Annotated in this window: 16 protein-coding genes; 3 read left to right on the forward strand and 13 right to left on the reverse strand. The window is 64.0% G+C overall.

Annotated features, from left to right (window positions below):
- Positions 1-21: 21 nt before the first annotated feature.
- The 3 genes from pabB to M1D51_RS02625 form a co-directional block, all read right to left on the reverse strand.
- Positions 22-2,055, reverse strand: a complete 2,034-nt coding sequence (gene pabB / locus M1D51_RS02615) for an aminodeoxychorismate synthase component I (RefSeq protein ID WP_458108417.1) — start codon at positions 2,053-2,055, stop codon at positions 22-24.
- On the reverse strand, positions 2,052-2,612 hold the full coding sequence (locus M1D51_RS02620) for a low molecular weight protein-tyrosine-phosphatase (protein ID WP_458108418.1): 561 nt from the start codon (positions 2,610-2,612) through the stop codon (positions 2,052-2,054). The genes pabB and M1D51_RS02620 overlap by 4 nt, the downstream gene beginning before the upstream one ends.
- Positions 2,613-2,719: 107 nt before the next feature.
- The gene (locus tag M1D51_RS02625) at positions 2,720-3,325 is read right to left on the reverse strand and encodes a TetR/AcrR family transcriptional regulator (protein WP_172322224.1); all 606 of its coding nucleotides are present in this window, start codon (positions 3,323-3,325) and stop codon (positions 2,720-2,722) included.
- Positions 3,326-3,424: 99 nt separating this feature from the next.
- Between M1D51_RS02625 and M1D51_RS02630 the strand changes: the two genes are divergently transcribed.
- Entirely contained in the window at positions 3,425-3,733 is a 309-nt protein-coding gene (locus M1D51_RS02630; protein WP_458108419.1) for a hypothetical protein, read from the forward strand.
- Positions 3,734-3,812: 79 nt separating this feature from the next.
- Here M1D51_RS02630 and M1D51_RS02635 read toward each other — a convergent pair whose 3' ends face one another.
- The 3 genes from M1D51_RS02635 to uriH are packed head-to-tail and all read right to left on the reverse strand — an operon-like array spanning position 3,813 to position 7,257.
- A complete protein-coding gene (locus M1D51_RS02635) occupies positions 3,813-4,769 on the reverse strand; it encodes a ribokinase (RefSeq protein WP_458108420.1) in 957 nt (318 codons plus the stop codon).
- The gene (gene uriT / locus M1D51_RS02640) at positions 4,766-6,211 is read right to left on the reverse strand and encodes a uridine transporter UriT (protein WP_458108421.1); all 1,446 of its coding nucleotides are present in this window, start codon (positions 6,209-6,211) and stop codon (positions 4,766-4,768) included. Before uriT ends, M1D51_RS02635 begins: the two co-directional genes overlap by 4 nt.
- The gene (gene uriH, locus M1D51_RS02645) at positions 6,211-7,257 is read right to left on the reverse strand and encodes a uridine-preferring nucleoside hydrolase UriH (protein WP_458109534.1); all 1,047 of its coding nucleotides are present in this window, start codon (positions 7,255-7,257) and stop codon (positions 6,211-6,213) included. The genes uriT and uriH overlap by 1 nt, the downstream gene beginning before the upstream one ends.
- A 211-nt stretch (positions 7,258-7,468) precedes the next feature.
- Here uriH and M1D51_RS02650 point away from each other — a divergent pair, with 211 nt between their 5' ends.
- The gene (locus M1D51_RS02650) at positions 7,469-8,527 is read left to right on the forward strand and encodes a LacI family DNA-binding transcriptional regulator (protein WP_458108422.1); all 1,059 of its coding nucleotides are present in this window, start codon (positions 7,469-7,471) and stop codon (positions 8,525-8,527) included.
- Here the strand turns inward: M1D51_RS02650 and M1D51_RS02655 are convergent.
- Positions 8,520-8,876, reverse strand: coding sequence for a hypothetical protein (locus tag M1D51_RS02655; RefSeq protein ID WP_458108423.1), 357 nt, complete (start codon positions 8,874-8,876; stop codon positions 8,520-8,522). The two genes, M1D51_RS02650 and M1D51_RS02655, sit on opposite strands and share 8 nt — an antisense overlap.
- Before the next feature lie 77 nt (positions 8,877-8,953).
- Positions 8,954-9,577 carry a LysE family transporter gene (locus M1D51_RS02660; protein ID WP_172322218.1) on the reverse strand — a complete coding sequence of 208 codons (624 nt, stop codon included), beginning with the start codon at positions 9,575-9,577 and terminating at the stop codon, positions 8,954-8,956.
- Between the two features lie 169 nt (positions 9,578-9,746).
- Here M1D51_RS02660 and M1D51_RS02665 point away from each other — a divergent pair, with 169 nt between their 5' ends.
- Positions 9,747-10,820: a DNA polymerase IV gene (locus M1D51_RS02665; RefSeq protein WP_458108424.1), complete on the forward strand. Its 1,074-nt coding sequence runs from the start codon at positions 9,747-9,749 to the stop codon at positions 10,818-10,820.
- A gap of 88 nt (positions 10,821-10,908) precedes the next feature.
- On the opposite strand, the gene M1D51_RS02670 is transcribed toward M1D51_RS02665, so the two are convergent.
- The 5 genes from M1D51_RS02670 to M1D51_RS02690 all read right to left on the reverse strand — a co-directional run bounded on the left by M1D51_RS02670 (position 10,909) and on the right by M1D51_RS02690 (position 14,992).
- Positions 10,909-11,892, reverse strand: a complete 984-nt coding sequence (locus M1D51_RS02670) for an aldo/keto reductase (protein WP_458108425.1) — start codon at positions 11,890-11,892, stop codon at positions 10,909-10,911.
- Positions 11,893-11,910: 18 nt separating this feature from the next.
- Complete coding sequence (locus M1D51_RS02675) at positions 11,911-13,083, reverse strand: RNA polymerase sigma factor (RefSeq protein WP_458108426.1); 1,173 nt, start codon at positions 13,081-13,083, stop codon at positions 11,911-11,913.
- A 45-nt stretch (positions 13,084-13,128) separates the two neighbouring features.
- Positions 13,129-13,503: a YciI family protein gene (locus M1D51_RS02680; protein WP_172322215.1), complete on the reverse strand. Its 375-nt coding sequence runs from the start codon at positions 13,501-13,503 to the stop codon at positions 13,129-13,131.
- 101 nt (positions 13,504-13,604) lie between these two features.
- A complete protein-coding gene (locus M1D51_RS02685) occupies positions 13,605-14,420 on the reverse strand; it encodes a methyltransferase domain-containing protein (protein WP_458108427.1) in 816 nt (271 codons plus the stop codon).
- 29 nt (positions 14,421-14,449) lie between these two features.
- Positions 14,450-14,992 (reverse strand): MarR family winged helix-turn-helix transcriptional regulator, encoded by a 543-nt coding sequence (locus tag M1D51_RS02690; RefSeq protein ID WP_458108428.1) that lies wholly within the window; start codon positions 14,990-14,992, stop codon positions 14,450-14,452.
- Positions 14,993-15,027 lie beyond the last annotated feature (35 nt).

Genomic DNA, 15,027 nt, shown 5'->3' on the forward strand with positions numbered 1-15,027 from the left:
TCCTCAACAGCAGACCAAGGCTCAGCCCGGGAAATCGGCGCCCAACGTGGACAGCACCCCAAAAGCCTTGGTCCGGATTTCTTCGTACTCGTCGTCGGCAAGGGAATCCGAGGTGATGGCTCCGCCCACGCCAAGGGACAGGGTGCGCCCGCCGGCGTCGTCGGGGTTTACCACCAGGGTCCGGATCACCACGGCGAGGTCCGTGGCCGCGTTCAGGGAGAAATAGCCGATGGCGCCGGAGTAGATGCCCCGTGGGCCGGACTCGAGTTGGTCGAGGATGTCCATGGAGCTGATCTTCGGCGCGCCCGTCATGGAACCGGCGGGGAAGGCTGCAGCCAGGGCTTCCGCCCGGGGAGCGCCCGGACGAAGATGAGCGTCAATGGTGCTCACCATTTGATGGACCGTGGCGTAGCTCTCGATTGCGCACAGCCGGCTGACAGTCACTGAACCCGGAATGGCGAAATGGCTGAGGTCGTTGCGCAGCAGGTCCACGATCATGATGTTCTCAGCGCGGTCCTTCAGAGATGTCTCAAGGTCGTGGCGCAGGGCAGCATCTTCTGAGGCGTCGGAGGAACGGCGCCGGGTACCCTTGATCGGCTCGGCGCGCATGCCGCCGTCGGACAGTATGCGGAGGAATCGCTCCGGCGAGGTACTCGCGACCACCAGTTCGCCGAACCGAAGGTAACTGGCGAACGGCGCCGGGTTCCGGCGTCGAAGGATCAGGTAGCTCGCCCAGGGATCGAAATCCGCGGCAGGTGCTTCCAGCGTGGTGGTCAGGCAGATCTCGTAGGAGTTGCCTTCGCTGATTTGGTGCTGGGAGTCCTCGATCTTGCGCTTGTAGTCCGTCGCGTTGTCCCGGCTGACGAATTCAGGAACCGCTGCGGATGTCCCGGCAAGGGCGGTACTCACCGTAGCGGCGGCATCCTCGACGGCGGCGCGGGCCTTGCGTAACCACTCTCCGGCGTCGGGCGCATCCAAGGCGAGCAACCAGACAGTCTTTTCGCGATGATCCAGAACCAAAGCCCGGCCGGCGAAGAGCAAGGCGGCATCGGGGGTGTGGGAGGGGACGTCGTTGCCGCCGGTTTCGCGCTTGAGTTCGTAGCCGAGGTAACCGAGCCAGCCCAGCGTGAACTGGCCGTCATAGCCGCGTGGTGCGCGGACGGCCCGGCGGCCCCAGACGGAATCGAGCCAGCGGAAGAACGGGCCAGAGGTACTGACGGAGGCCGAACCTGCGGTCACCTGGGTAGTCCCGGACTGGTGACGTACCGACTGGCCGAACATGCCGCCGTCGTCGGCCAGAATGCTGAAGCGGCTGCGCGCGGCGGCCTGTGAACGGCCGGCGACTGCGGAGGCGTTGGAGGAATCGAGCCACACCGCGTTCGCGGACCGGCCATAGAGGGACTCGAACAGCAGCGCAGCGTCGGGCGTCGCGTCCAAGCGTTCGGAGCGCAGCTGGAGGCCTCGGCGCGCGCTGAGTTCGGGTGACAAGACCGAGGCAATGGGCGACAAATACATCAGGGCCCGCAACACGTCATCCGGCGCACTGCCGTCCGCGAGGTTCTGGACCCGGACGTCGGCAGCGCTGATCACAGCATCGGAGGCAAGCCACTCATCCTCTTGCGCCGCCCAGCTGTCCCAGAACGGTTCGTAGGTGCTTCCGTCACGGGTCAGCGCCCGACGACGGCGATCGTCACCGGGGGATTCCACCCACACCACGGCGTCCAGCATGGGCCGGGCAGCTTCGGCCGCAGCGCCTACGCCTTCCACAATGATGATTTCGGCGGGCAGCGTGACGTTCAAACCGCCGTCGTAATGTTTTTCCCAGTCCCAACTGGTCCATTCCGCCGCTTGGCCGGAACTGAGCGGCGTCAGGACCGTGCCGACGTAACGTTCGATGCCGGGCAAGAGACCGTTCCAGCCGGGATAGATGTCCTCCAGATGGAACAGCGAAACCTTGTGGTGCTGCCGCAACCGTGCCGCCAGCTCAACGGCGAGCGTGGTTTTACCTGCGCCGGACCTGCCGTCAACAGCGATGATCACAGGTGCAGGGGTCATGTCATAGAGGTTACCTGCTGGTGGTCATGGCCTGCGGTTGTCTCGGCCCGGCTGATGGCTGCCTTGACGTACTGCACGATTCCGGGGATTGCGGCTTTGATGAGCGTAAAGGTGTTGTCGAAGTCCGTGTGTCCGCCATACCAGGGGTCCTCGATGCCGAGGTCCAGGGAGCTACGCCCCTGCATATGGGGATCGAAGCTGCGGAGCATCCGGACCTTCTCAAGGGAAGCGTGCTCCGGGGCTCCTTCCTGAAGCCAGCCGAAGTGGTCAACGTCCAGGGCCAGGATCAGGTCCCGTTCGGCATACCATTCACGCCGCCACTCGCGGGCGACGTGGTCTTCCGAGGCGAGGTGTTGGGCTGTAAGAACACGGGCGGCCCGGGGGTCGATGGAGTGTCCCACCTCATACCCTGTTGTACCCGCGGAGTCCACCCGCACCAGTTGGCCGAGCCCTTCCGCGTCGAAGGCTTCCGTCAGCATGAGCGCTGCCATGGGCGAGCGGCAGATGTTTCCGGTGCAGACCGTGATGATGCGGTATGGGCTCGTCGTTGAGTACATGCAGCAAGCATGATTCATGGCGCCCCCTCTTGGCTAGGGGCAACTTCACAACCGAGTCACTTTTCCTGTCAAAGCTGTCACGCGCAGGCGTGGGGTGTATGCACGCGCTAGGCGGGAGCGGCTTCCGTTGCCTCGGCAGCCAGCGCTGCGGCGGCCAGGAAAACGGTGCGTACGACGGCGGCGCGTCGCCTTTCGGTGCGGCCGGGGTCATTGCCGGCCATGAGGCCATCGAGTGCGGGGAGTACCGGAGCGGCGTCGCACAGGCTCACGATCGTAATCAGGAGATCACCGGCGTCTTCACGTGAGACACCCGGCAGGGCGGCAATGGTGCTGTTGACCTTCGACGCGCAATTGGCCATCCGCTTGGGCAGCCCGACAACTTCGGTGCCTCGCTCCAGTCCTTCCCAGAACAGGAGTCGTGGTGCCGTGGCATCCTTCTGGTGGTGGTCGAAGAGCCGGCCCGCGTAGTCCGCCATGGCCTCGGGGCCGCTGCCCTCGATGGGGACCTCATCCATGAGTGAACTCAGGGCGGTGACGATCACGGCGTCGAACAATGCGTTCTTGTTGCCGAAGTACTGGTAGATCCGTTCCTTGTTGACGCCCGCTTCTGCCGCGATGCGGTCAATACGGGCACCGGCCAGTCCACGCGCGCAAAACTCGGAGGTCGCCGCCTCAAGAAGCAGTCCCTTGGTTCGCTCTGTGTCCCACGCCATACGGTCATATTACCAGTTTCCAACCAGGTGGTTGTAATTGCTTGCCACCGGGGTTATTGTGAACACAAGCCAAAAGCAACCGTTTAGTTGGAGAATGCCATGACCACTCAAACAACCTCCCAAGCCGCCGTCGAGCCCGCAGCTCCTTCCCGCCCGTTGGGACCCTCCATTCACATGCGGGCGCTCATTACCTGGCTCGCCATTTTCCCGCTGGTGTCCATCGGCATGCTGCTCCTCGGCCCCATCATGGAGCCGTTGCACCCGGTCCTCCGGGCCTTGTTGCTCACAGCACTGGTGGTTCCCGCTGCTGTTTACGTGGTGGTTCCCCGGCTCATGGCCGGCCACGGTGCCCTCTCCCGGAAGGCAGTGGAGCGCTCAGCACGGCGGGCAGCCCGCACCTCCGCTTAACCCAAGTAGGTAACAGCAAATGCTCCACCGAGGCCTCAGTGGAGCATTTGCTGTTACCCAGTTGGGTGCCGGGCTGGGGCTAAGCGTCCCGCAGATGCTCTACGTCGGCGATGGTGGGGTACGCGGCCTGCGTGCCCTTCTTGGTTGCAGCCAACGCGGCGGCCACAGAGGCGAAGGAAGCGGCGGCAGCGAGTGAATCACCGGCAGCCAAACGCGCAGCCACGGCACCGGTGAAAGCATCACCGGCCCCCGTGGTGTCGACTGCGGAAACGCGCGTGGGTGCGATGCGGGTGATCTGGTCTTCAGTGCCACGCGCCAGCGAATCCAGGACCACGGAGCCGTGGGCGCCGAGGGTCACCAGGACCCGCTGCAGGCCACGGTCCGCGAACTGGCTCCGGACCGGCTCCCATGCCTCGACGCCAGCCCGGGCGTCAGGAATGTCGGCTTCTGCGCCAAGAAACAGCGAAGCCTCGTGCGCGTTCACCAAAAGCACATCGCTCAACCCGGCCAAACGCTCCGGCACCTCCGCGTAAGGCGAGAGGTTGAGCAGAACGGTTGCGCCGGCGTCGTGCCCTGCTTGGGCTGCGGAGATCACAGTATCGATCCCCACCTCCAGGCAGAGGCACACCACAGCCGCATCCTTGAAAGCGTCCGGTGTGACGTCCGCGGGCCTGAGCGTCCCGTTGGCGCCGGCGGAAATGATGATGCTGTTCTCGCCACTGGAGTCCACGGAAATAACGGCGACCCCGGTTGCAACCTCCGTACGCAGGACGCGCGACACATCCACTCCGGCGTTCGCTGTTGATTCAAGGAGCATGGTGCCGTTGGGGTCCTCACCCACGGCGCCAATCAGGGTGACCTGCCCGCCGAGTTTGCTGGCAGCCACCGCCTGGTTGGCGCTCTTTCCGCCGGGATTCACCGCGAAACCGTTGCCGTGAACTGTCTCGCCGGGTTGGGGGAGACGGTCGCAGTAGATGGTGAGGTCTGCGTTGAGGGAGCCGACGACGACGATTCCCGCCTTGGGTGCGCTGGTCATGCGGTCACCTTCTGGTCCTCGGTCACTTCGGCGTCCACAGGCTTGGGAATCAGGAGTGAGGCCGCGAAGGCGGCGAACGTGATGACAAGGCCCACCACCACAACGGTCAGGTAAGAAGCCTTGGCGTCATTGAGCGAAGCCGTGGCCACCAGGACTGCCGGAAGGACCAGGAAGCTCAGCCCGGCGCCGAGGTTGAAGGCGCCGGCGTTCATGCCCGGAAGGAAACCGGGGTTGCCCTGCGGCGAGAGAACCACGCCCAGTCCGTTCAGCATGATGTTGACCGTACCGGCGTACATGATGCCCAGCAAGGCCGTTCCCACGATCATCATGGGCAGGTTGCTGAGGCCGAAGAACGCAATGATCGCCAAGGCCACCAGGCTGCCTATCAGGCCGATGCGCAGGACCTTGGTGTAGCCCAAAACAGGTGCCAGGCGGCCGCTGATGGGACCGAACAGCCAACCAAGAAGGGCATACGGGGTCAGGATGATCAGCGACATCTCCGTAGGACCGACGCCAAAGCCAGGATCAGCTGCCTGCACATAAGCGGGAACAATGCCGTTGATGACCGCGAAGATACCGGTCATGGTCAGCGTGGTGGTCAGCAGCGGAGCCCACGTGGAGCGCTGGCGCAGGTGCACTGTCTCCACCATGGGTTCCTTGGCGCGCTTCTCCACGGCCCAGAACGCAGAGAACGCGACGACGGCAATCACCGTGAGCACGAGCGCCAGGGTCAGCGTGCCGGCGTCGAAGGCCGTGGCCAGCTTGGCTCCTTCGTTCAGTGCGGTCAGCAGGGCACCGACGGCGATGACGATGCAAAAAACGCCCAGCCAGTCCATGGTGGTGCCGGCAGCGGGCTTGCTTTCGCCGGCGAGGACGGCGATCAGGACGGTGGCGATCAGGGCCAAGGCAACCATGAGCCAGAAAATGCTGCGGAAGCCGAAGTTCTCAGCAAAGTAGCCGCCAACAAACGAGTCCACGCCGGCCACGCCGCCGTTGACTGCCGTGATGAGGCCCATGAGGGTGCCGTACTTGCGGGGGTTGGTCACAGCGGAGCGGAGCATGATCAGGCAGAGCGGAACCGTGGGACCGCTGACGCCCTGGATGATGCGGCCCACGAAGAGCCACGTAACATCAGGGGCCATTGCTGCGATGACAGAGCCCACTGCCATGAGGAGCATCATGCCCACAAGGATCTTCTTGCGGCCCACGATGTCGCTCAGGCGGGGGAGGAAGAGGGAGAAGAGGGCAGCTGCGGTGAAGAACCACGTCTGGGACAGGCCGATGGTGGCTTGGTCCGTGTTCAGTTCGTTGCCCATGGTGACCAGGGCCGGGCTGAGCATGGAGGCATTGAGCTGGAACGCCACACACGCTGCCAGCAACGCAACCATGAGGGCGGTGACGTTGCCGCGGGTGGACTTGGAATCTGCTGCGAGGGAGGACATTACTTTGCCTCTCCTGCCAGGATGGCCTCGGCGGTGGCACTGACTTCGACGTCGGTTGGGCGGCCCGCCGCGGTGGCGGCAGCACCGGCGTCGTGCGTTGGTTCGCCGATCCGTTCGATCGCGTCGGTGACCAGGTCCCAGAACTTCTTGTGATCCAGGTCCACGGCCACGGAGGTGTGGCAGTCGTCCGGGGCCGGTGCCCGGAAGTCAGCTACGGTCATGCCGAGCGTGAGCTTGCCCTGGAGTTCGATGTCCACGGGGACTTTGCGGGTGGTCATGACGGTGGGGTCGATCACGTAGGCGACGGCGCAGGGGTCATGGACCGGCGGGAAGTCGAAGCCTTGGGCGTCCTTGTAGGTCTTCTGGAAGAAGTCCATGAGTTCCATGACGAACTTGGCCGGCTTGGTTCCGATCTTCGCGATGCGGTCCACTACCTCGTCCGTGGCCAGCGCCTGGTGCGTGAGGTCCAGGCCGACCATCACCACTGGCCACTGTTCGTTGAAGACTATGTGCGCCGCTTCGGGGTCGATGATGATGTTGAACTCCGCCACGGCGCTCCAGTTGCCCACGTGGTAGCCGCCGCCCATGAGCACCACTTCCTTCACGCGCTCCACGATCCGTGGCTCCTTGCGGGCTGCCATTGCAATGTTGGTCAGGCCCGCGGTGGGGACCAAGGTGACCGTGCCCGGCTCATGTGCCATGACCGTTTCAATGATGAGGTCGACGGCGTGGCGCGGGTCCAGCTCGATGGCAGACTCGGGCTGTTCCGGGCCGTCCATGCCGGAATCACCATGGATGCTTGGGGCGGTTTCGATGGTGCGGACCAAGGGGCGGTCGCAGCCGGCAGCGAAGGGGACGCCGGTGATGCCCGCAATGGTGGCCACCGAAAGGGCGTTCCGGGTGACCTTTTCCAGGGTCTGGTTTCCCACGACCGTTGTCACGGCCAGAAGTTCGATGTCCGGGTTGCCGTGCGCCAGCAGCAATGCCACGGCGTCGTCATGGCCAGGGTCACAGTCAAGAATGATCTTCCTGCGTGCCGGTGTCATGGTGTTGGGGTCCACGTTTCTCTCCACGTCATTGGGGCCTGCCTGGAACTTGCCCGGGGCAGGGCGCTAAGCATTCAGGGGAATTCTGGCACTCGTTTGTGGGCTACGTCAAACGCTTAACGTAGCCGCGGGCGTGTCGCTGTTGCTGGGACGTCAAGCGCTTGATGCCTTCTCGCAGGTCAGGGCCCCTTATGGACGCTACGATCGATGCATGGAATCCCTGGACCGACGCCAAGGCCGCGCGCCCCGTTCGCCTCGTGTGACGGCCGCGATGGTGGCTGCCCGGGCAGGCGTTTCGACGGCGACCGTCTCATTGGTGGCTAATGGAAAAACCCAGGGACGGGTGTCGGAGGACAACATTTCCCGGGTCCGCTCAGCCATCGCCGAACTCGGTTATGTGGTGGACAGCATCGGCAGTTCCCTGGCCCGCGGTGTCAGCTCAATTGTCATACTGGTGACGCCGGATGTGTCCAACCCCTTCTTTGCCAACGTGATCGCCGGAGTGCGCGAGTCCTTGGGCTCCCAGTATCAGTTGTTGCTCTCGGTGACCGACGCCGGAGAATCGCCCCAGGCTTCCGACGTGCGCAAACTATTGGCACTTCGTCCCGCCGGCTTGCTGGTGGGGGCGCCCAGCGCAGAATTCCTCGAGGACCTGTCCGCAGCCGGGCCCCTTGTGCTGCTCGACGCTCCGGGCCTTGAGTCCTATGCGCCCTCGGTGAACCTTGACGTTGCCCAGGGTGCCCGCGAGCTGGCCCGGCATCTGGCTGCTTCCGGTCACACGCGGGCCGCGTATGTGGACGGCGTCACTGGCACAACCACGTTCCATTTGCGGCGCGAAGCCTTCTTGGCGGAGGCTGCTGCATGCGGACTTTCAGTGGATCCTGGCCATGTCATCAGCACCCCGATCGACGTCGGTGCTGCCGCTGCCGCGTTCGCCGAAGCCTGGCCGGAGTGGCAGCGCGAGGGGGTGACCGCCGTCGTCTGCGGTACCGACACGCATGCTTATGGCGTGCTGCAGGAAGCCCGCGTGGAGGGTGTCCGGATCCCTGAGGAGCTGGCGGTGGCGGGCTTCGATGATCTGCCGTACTCGGCCACGAGCAATCCCAGCCTCACCAGCGTCCACCTGCCGGCGACGCCCTTGGGACGCAAAGCGGGGGAACAACTGCGGGGACTGATGGAAGGCGTTGCTCTGGCAGAGCCCCATGTGACACTGGAAAGCTCGCTGGTGGTTCGGGGATCCACGTCAGCCAGCTGGATGTCACCTAGCTAGGTGACAGCGGGCGAAGCTGCTTTTCCGAGACCGGGTTGGGCACGGTGAAGTAGACCTGCGGAGCGGTCATGTCTCCCCAGTCTTCCTTCTTCACCCGCACCAGGGACGGAGTCACTTCCGCGATCCGGACCCGCAGCCAAGCGCCGTCGTCGAGCAGTAACTCGTGCGGGTCGGCGAGGTAACGCAGCCCGAGCTCGTCCAGGGTTTCCTCGGCACTGAACCAGTCCACAATCTCAGTCCGCGCCCGGCCCAGCAGGTCCATGGCCACGAAGCCATCATCCACGGGCTTCATCCAGCCGACGGGCTCGCCGTCGTCCGAGCGTCGGTGTTCGATCCAGTCCGGTTCCATGCACTCGACGGTAGCACCGGCGCAGGCTGCATTGCCGGCCTGGTTTGCCGGGCTGGTTGCCGGCCTAGTTTGCCGGCCTAGTGAATGACTGCGAGCAGGATGCCCACCAGGACAAACAGGCAACCGAAGACCCGGTTGAGGACCTGCTGACCGCGAACATCGTGGGTGAATCGCTGGAAAGATCGCGCTGCGAAAGCGAAGAAGAACCACATCACCAGGACGTCGATAATGATGACCGTGATAGTCAGCACCGCGTATTGCTGAAGCAGGGGCTGGTCCGGGCGGATGAACTGGGGCATGAAGGCCAGGAAGAAAACAATGGCCTTCGGGTTGAGCAGGTTTACCCAGATGCCGCGCTGGAACATGGACAAGGCGGACTCGTTCTTCTTTTCCGCGACTTCTTCCTCGTCCAGGTCCGGCTTGCGCAGGAACTGCCGGATCCCCAAGTACACCAGATACGCGGCCCCGGCATAGCGGATAACGTTGAAGATCACTGGAGAGCTGGAAACCAGTACGCCAACGCCCAAAGCGACGATGACGATGTGGATGACCAGAGCCACCTGCTGACCCAGGATGCCCCAGATGGAGCGTCGGAAGCCGGAGTTGAGCGAATTGCTCATGGTGAAGATGGCTCCGGCGCCGGGAGTGAAACTGATCAGGGTGCCGGCGCCAACCAGGGCCAGCCAAAGTGAAAACTGCACACCTCAGCTTAGGCCCGCGGGGCGGGTGCTCAGGACGTGTTGCTTCACCACCCTCTTTGGCGGCGGACGAAGCGGAATGCACCCGGAATTGGTTGATTCCCCCGCCCAACAAAACCAAAGTAGGTGGTGGGCGTACTGCCACAGCCAGGACGTAGGGCAAACTGGTGCCGTGAGCGGAATCCCCTGGGTACTCCACGTTGATCTCGACCAGTTCATTGCTGCGGTCGAGGTCCTCCGCCGGCCTGAACTCGCGGGAAAACCGATCATCGTGGGCGGCAGGGGAGATCCCACGGAACGCGCTGTTGTTTCCACGGCCTCCTACGAAGCCAGGGCGTTCGGCGTCGGCTCCGGAATGCCGCTGCGGATTGCGGCCCGGAAGGTACCGGACGCCATCATCCTGCCGGTCGACCAGGAGGCGTATCTCGCGGCCTCGGAGGTAGTGATGACCACCCTGCGCTCACAGCCCGGTGCCACGGTTCAGGTGCTGGGCTGGGATGAAGCCTTCGTGGGAGTCGAAACCGAGGACCCGGTGGCGTACGCGAAGCAGATCCAAGCCGCAGTCCTCGATCAAACCCAACTGCACTGCAGCGTGGGCATCGGCGACACGTTGGTCCGGGCCAAGAATGCAACGGATTTCGGCAAGCCAGCCGGCATCTTCACCCTGACCAAGGAGAACTGGCTCGACGTCATGGGAGCCAAGCCCACCAAGGAACTATGGGGCGTTGGGCCGAAAGTATCGCAGCGGCTTGCGAAGCACGGCATCACCACTGTGGCAGAACTCGCCGCCACAGAGCCGCAGGACCTCGTCACGGAGTTCGGCCCGAAGATGGGCCCCTGGTATGCGCAGTTAGGACGCGGAGAAGGTGCCAGCGAAGTGGACGACACTCCGTGGGTCGCCCGGGCACATGGCCGCGAGACCACCTTCCAGCAGGACCTGACCGAGCCCGCCCAGATCAGTGACGCCATCAAGGAGTTGACCGCCCGCGTCCTGGAGGACGTGGCTGCGGAGGGGCGTCCGGTGGTGGGGCTGACCTTGAAAGTCCGCTATGCGCCGTTCTTCACCAAAACCTACGCGAGGAAAATTCCGGAGACTTTCGACAAAGACCAAGTCCTCACCCAAGCCCTGGATCTCACGGCGAAAATGGAGCCGGACCGTCCCATCCGGCTCCTCGGATTGCGGGCTGAGATGGCCATGCCCGAAGAAGCCAGGAAGGGACATACGCCGACGCGCAGCGGCTGGTAACGCCGTCGGGCACTAACCGCCGTCGGGCGCCGAACGCCGTCGGGCACTAACGCCGTCGGGCTAAGAGGCCCGACGGCGGCCCCGTCAGCTACCAGCGCGGGTGGATCGCTTCGCGGAAGTAGCGGTCGTAGATGTCCCGCACTCCCCCGGTCAGGCCTTCCCCGGCGGATTGCAGTCCACCGGCCTCGGCATTTGCCGCAGCCTGCGAAGCGGATCGCGCTCCGGGAATGACCGAGGTGACACCGTCCTGGGCGATGACCCAGGCGAGGGCAGCCTGGGCGGTGCTGACGCCGTCGGGCACTAATCCGCTGAACTCCTGCGCAGCCTTGACGCCGGTTGCGAAATCGACGCCGGAGAACGTCTCTCCGACGTCGAAGGAGGAGCCGTCGCGGTTGTAGTTACGGTGATCGTTCTCCGGGAATTCGGTGTCCGGCGTGTACTTCCCGGACAGCAGGCCGGAGGCCAACGGGACCCGGGCGATGATGCCGACGCCGGCTTCCTTCGCTGCGGGCAGTACGTCGTCGAGGGGTTTGAGGCGGAAGGCGTTGAGGATAATCTGCACGGAGGCCGTGTTCCCGCGCTTGATGGCTTCCAAGGCTTCATCCGTGCGCTCGACGCTGACCCCGTAATTGCGGATGGCGCCTTCGCTGACCAGGGTATCCAGGGCATCGTAGACTTCGTCGCTGCTGTAAACGGAGGTGGGAGGGCAGTGCAACTGGACGAGGTCCAGGGTGTCCTGCTGCAGGTTGCGCCGGGAGCGGTCGGTCCACGCCCGGAAGTTCTCCAGGGTGTAGTTCTCGTGCCGTTGGTCCACGCGGCGGCCCATTTTGGTGGCAACCGTGATGTCCAGGTCCGGATGGGAGCGGAGGAAACGGCCAATGAACTGCTCACTGCGGCCATCTCCGTATACGTCTGCGGTGTCGAAGAAGTTGACGCCGCCTTCCACCGAGGCTTCCAGGACGGCAAAGGCGTCCTCTTCAGTGACGGAACCCCAGTCGGCTCCGAGTTGCCAGGTTCCCAGTCCGACGGTGGAGACGGACCGGCCGGTCTTGCCAAGTATGCGTTGTTCCATGGGTTCGACTATATGGGTTTAATGCCCGTCCATTCGCCCTACTTTTCCCATTAAGTACCTACGTTCGGGCAGGCTTCCGGTCTTTTTGGCGGCGGAAAGGTACGCTGCGCGGGCTTCCGCGTAGGAGCCGCACATTTCCAGTAAATGGCCACGTACTGCGTCCAAGCGGTGGGTCCGGCCAAGCGCCAAGTCCAGTCCGGCCAGCATTTCCAGTCCGACGGCCGGACCCTGCACCATTGCCACAGCTACCGCTCGATTAAGCCTGACCACGGGACTGGGTGAGACGGCTTCGAGGACTGTGTACAGGGCAAGGATCTGTGGCCAATCGGTCTCTTTGTCAGAGGCGGCCTCCGCGTGAACGGCAGCGATGGCCGCCTGAAGTTGATACGGTCCGGCTGCCCCGCGTCCCAGGACGGAGGACAGCAGGGCGATGCCCTCCTGAATCTGCTGCCGATTCCACAAGCTTCGATCCTGTTCCGCCAGCGGCACCGGTGTTCCGTCGGGCAAGGCACGGGCTGCCCGCCTCGAATCAGTCAGCAGCATCAGCGCCAGCAGGCCGGTCGCCTCGAGTTCCCGGGGTGCAACGGCCACCAGCAGGCGCGTCACCCGGATGGCTTCCGTGGTGAGCTCTTCGCGCTGAAGGGACGCGCCCGAGCTTGCCGCGTAGCCTTCGTTGAAGATCAGGTACAGGACGTGAAGTACGACGCCGAGCCTTGCCTTGCGCTCGGAAACCGGCGGCATGCTGAATGTGGCTCCCGCCTTCTGGATCGCCTGTTTTGCGCGGCTGATGCGCTGTCCCATGGTGGCCTCGGGGACCAGGAAGGCGGAGGCGATTTCCGCCGTCGTGAGTCCTCCGACTGCGCGCAGCGTTAAGGCCAGTTGTGACGGTGCGGAGAGCGCGGGGTGGCAGCAGAGGAACATCAGGGTGAGGGTATCGTCCGCCTCCGGGACCGAACCCGCCTGGAAATCCATGGCCGCGACTCGTTCTTCGCGGGCGCGCCGGGCGCTATCACTGCGCCACATATCCACCAGCCGGCGGGAAGCGACCGCCATCAGCCACGCCCGTGGGTTGTCCGGAAATCTGGAAGGCCACTGCAAGGAGGCCTCCAGGAGTGCTTCCTGGACGGCATCTTCACAGGCATCGAACTGTCCATGCGTCCGTGCCAGCACGCCGAGGACCTGCGGGGCCAAGGTGCGCAGCAGGTCCTCGATTCGCGTGTCCCGCGGGGAGCCCAGTTAGACCTCCGGGAGGGCTTCCTGCGGCGGAGCTTGCTGAACCTCGCGGAGCTCAACCACCTGGGCGTACTTCACGATGCTTGAACAAATTTCGACGGCACGTTCCTCGCTGGCCACGTCAACCACCCAATAGCCAACCAGCGATTCCTTGGATTCGGCGTATGGCCCGTCCGTGGTGATGACGCCATCGGGGGTTTGCTTGACCAGCTTCGCGGTGCTGCCATCAGCCAAACCGGCGTTGAACACCATCTCCCCGGACTCGGTCAGGTCCTTGTCGATCTGGATCATGAACCCGATCATTTCCTGGATCCAGGCGGGATCGGCGGTCTCCATCATGCCCTCGGCCGATCCGAACATCATGATCATGTATTTCATCTCAAACTCCTTGTGAGGAGCACCCTTTGTGGATGCTTTCACTCATGGGTCGGAACAGCGGCGGGTATTTCTACATGGTCGGGCAAACTTTTTTTTGAGGACTACGCGCGGGCGATCACCTCGCCGTTGGGGATGAGGAAGTAGCCGTCATCGGTAGCACCCCAGCGATGCCAGCCAGCTGCGATCCTGGCGAGGTCGGCCTCGTTGGCGAACCCGTACTCAAGTGCCTGCTCAGCGAACGCGGAGTGCAGGACGCGTTCACTCCAGACCCGTGATTGCCAGGCGCGCTGTTGTGCGGTGGCGTAGAGCCAGTTGCTGCTGGAGGGAGCAACCTGGGTGAAGCCGGCCTGCTGGGCCCACGAAACCAGGCGGCGGCCGGCGTCGGGTTCTGCTCCATTGCGGCGGGCGATTTTCTGGTAAAGCTCCATCCAATCGTCCAGTTCGGGCACTTCCGGATACCAGCTCATGCCGTGGAAGTCAGCGTCCCGCACGGCAACGATCGCGCCGGGTTTGGCTACCCGGCGCATCTCGCGAAGGGCGGCGACGGGGTCGGTCAGGTGCTGCAGGACCTGGTGGGCATGGACGAGGTCGAAGGACTCGTCCTCGAAGTCGAGATCGTAAATGTTGCCGGTCTGGAAGGTGACATTGTCCACGCCGCGTTCGGTGGCCAGCTCGGTGGCTTGCGCGACGATATCTGCTGACCGGTCCAATCCGATCACCTGCCCTGGCGCCACCAGCCCCGCGAAGTCGCACGTGATACTGCCTGGTCCGCACCCGACGTCGAGCACTGATGTTCCTGGCGTGAGATGCGGGATGACGAATGCGGCCGAATTCCCGACCGTCCGTGAGGCGTGGGCCCGGACAACCGACTCGTGGTGCCCGTGGGTATAGACATCTTCAGGCTGCTGCGCGTTCATAGGGAAACGCTACAACTTGGAAGGTGGAATTAGGTGGAATGTGTTGCGCCGGGTTGAGTGGCCTCTTCGCGGGCAGCGAGGGTGGCTTCCACCATGTCCGTCATGAAGCGGGTGACAAGCTCCAGCTCCGCCGGGCTGTACGCGGCCATGGCCTTGCCCATCCGGATGGCGAGAGGCATGAACATGGCGCTTCCGTCCCGGTACGCCTTGGGTGTCATCTGGAGCTGGACTTGCCGGCGGTCCGTGCCAAGGCGTTCGCGAACCACGTGACCGCTCGCGTGCAACCTATCCACCAGGGCGGTGGTGGCTGGGGAGCTGAGCCGCAGCTCGGAGCGGAGGACTCCGGGCGTGACTACTTTGCCGGCAGCAGTGTGGCGCATGATCACGGCCAGTGCGTTCAGGTCCGTGCGGTGCATGTCGTTCCGGCCGCCTGCGGCATCCACATAGTGGTTGGCTTCCAACGTGAAGTCCTGGAGGAGCCGCACCAGTTCCTGGGGGGCCGCGTTTTCGGGGCGGCCGCCAGGGTGGCTACCGCCCGCGTTTTCGGGGCGCGTGGGTTCTGTATCCGACATCTCCGCCCTCCTGCCAGCGTTTGCCTGGTGATTAG

This window comes from Arthrobacter sp. R3-55 (assembly GCF_054161505.1).

Excerpts from the sequence above, each read along its gene's own strand:
- pabB (WP_458108417.1), bottom strand. The coding sequence starts at position 2,055 with ATGACCCCTGCACCTGTGATCATCGCTGTTGACGGCAGGTCCGGCGCA.
- M1D51_RS02620 (WP_458108418.1), bottom strand. The coding sequence starts at position 2,612 with ATGTACTCAACGACGAGCCCATACCGCATCATCACGGTCTGCACCGGA.
- M1D51_RS02625 (WP_172322224.1), bottom strand. The coding sequence starts at position 3,325 with ATGGCGTGGGACACAGAGCGAACCAAGGGACTGCTTCTTGAGGCGGCG.
- M1D51_RS02630 (WP_458108419.1), top strand. The coding sequence starts at position 3,425 with ATGACCACTCAAACAACCTCCCAAGCCGCCGTCGAGCCCGCAGCTCCT.
- M1D51_RS02635 (WP_458108420.1), bottom strand. The coding sequence starts at position 4,769 with ATGACCAGCGCACCCAAGGCGGGAATCGTCGTCGTCGGCTCCCTCAAC.
- uriT (WP_458108421.1), bottom strand. The coding sequence starts at position 6,211 with ATGTCCTCCCTCGCAGCAGATTCCAAGTCCACCCGCGGCAACGTCACC.
- uriH (WP_458109534.1), bottom strand. The coding sequence starts at position 7,257 with ATGACACCGGCACGCAGGAAGATCATTCTTGACTGTGACCCTGGCCAT.
- M1D51_RS02650 (WP_458108422.1), top strand. The coding sequence starts at position 7,469 with ATGGAATCCCTGGACCGACGCCAAGGCCGCGCGCCCCGTTCGCCTCGT.
- M1D51_RS02655 (WP_458108423.1), bottom strand. The coding sequence starts at position 8,876 with ATGGAACCGGACTGGATCGAACACCGACGCTCGGACGACGGCGAGCCC.
- M1D51_RS02670 (WP_458108425.1), bottom strand. The coding sequence starts at position 11,892 with ATGGAACAACGCATACTTGGCAAGACCGGCCGGTCCGTCTCCACCGTC.
- M1D51_RS02680 (WP_172322215.1), bottom strand. The coding sequence starts at position 13,503 with ATGAAATACATGATCATGATGTTCGGATCGGCCGAGGGCATGATGGAG.
- M1D51_RS02685 (WP_458108427.1), bottom strand. The coding sequence starts at position 14,420 with ATGAACGCGCAGCAGCCTGAAGATGTCTATACCCACGGGCACCACGAG.
- M1D51_RS02690 (WP_458108428.1), bottom strand. The coding sequence starts at position 14,992 with ATGTCGGATACAGAACCCACGCGCCCCGAAAACGCGGGCGGTAGCCAC.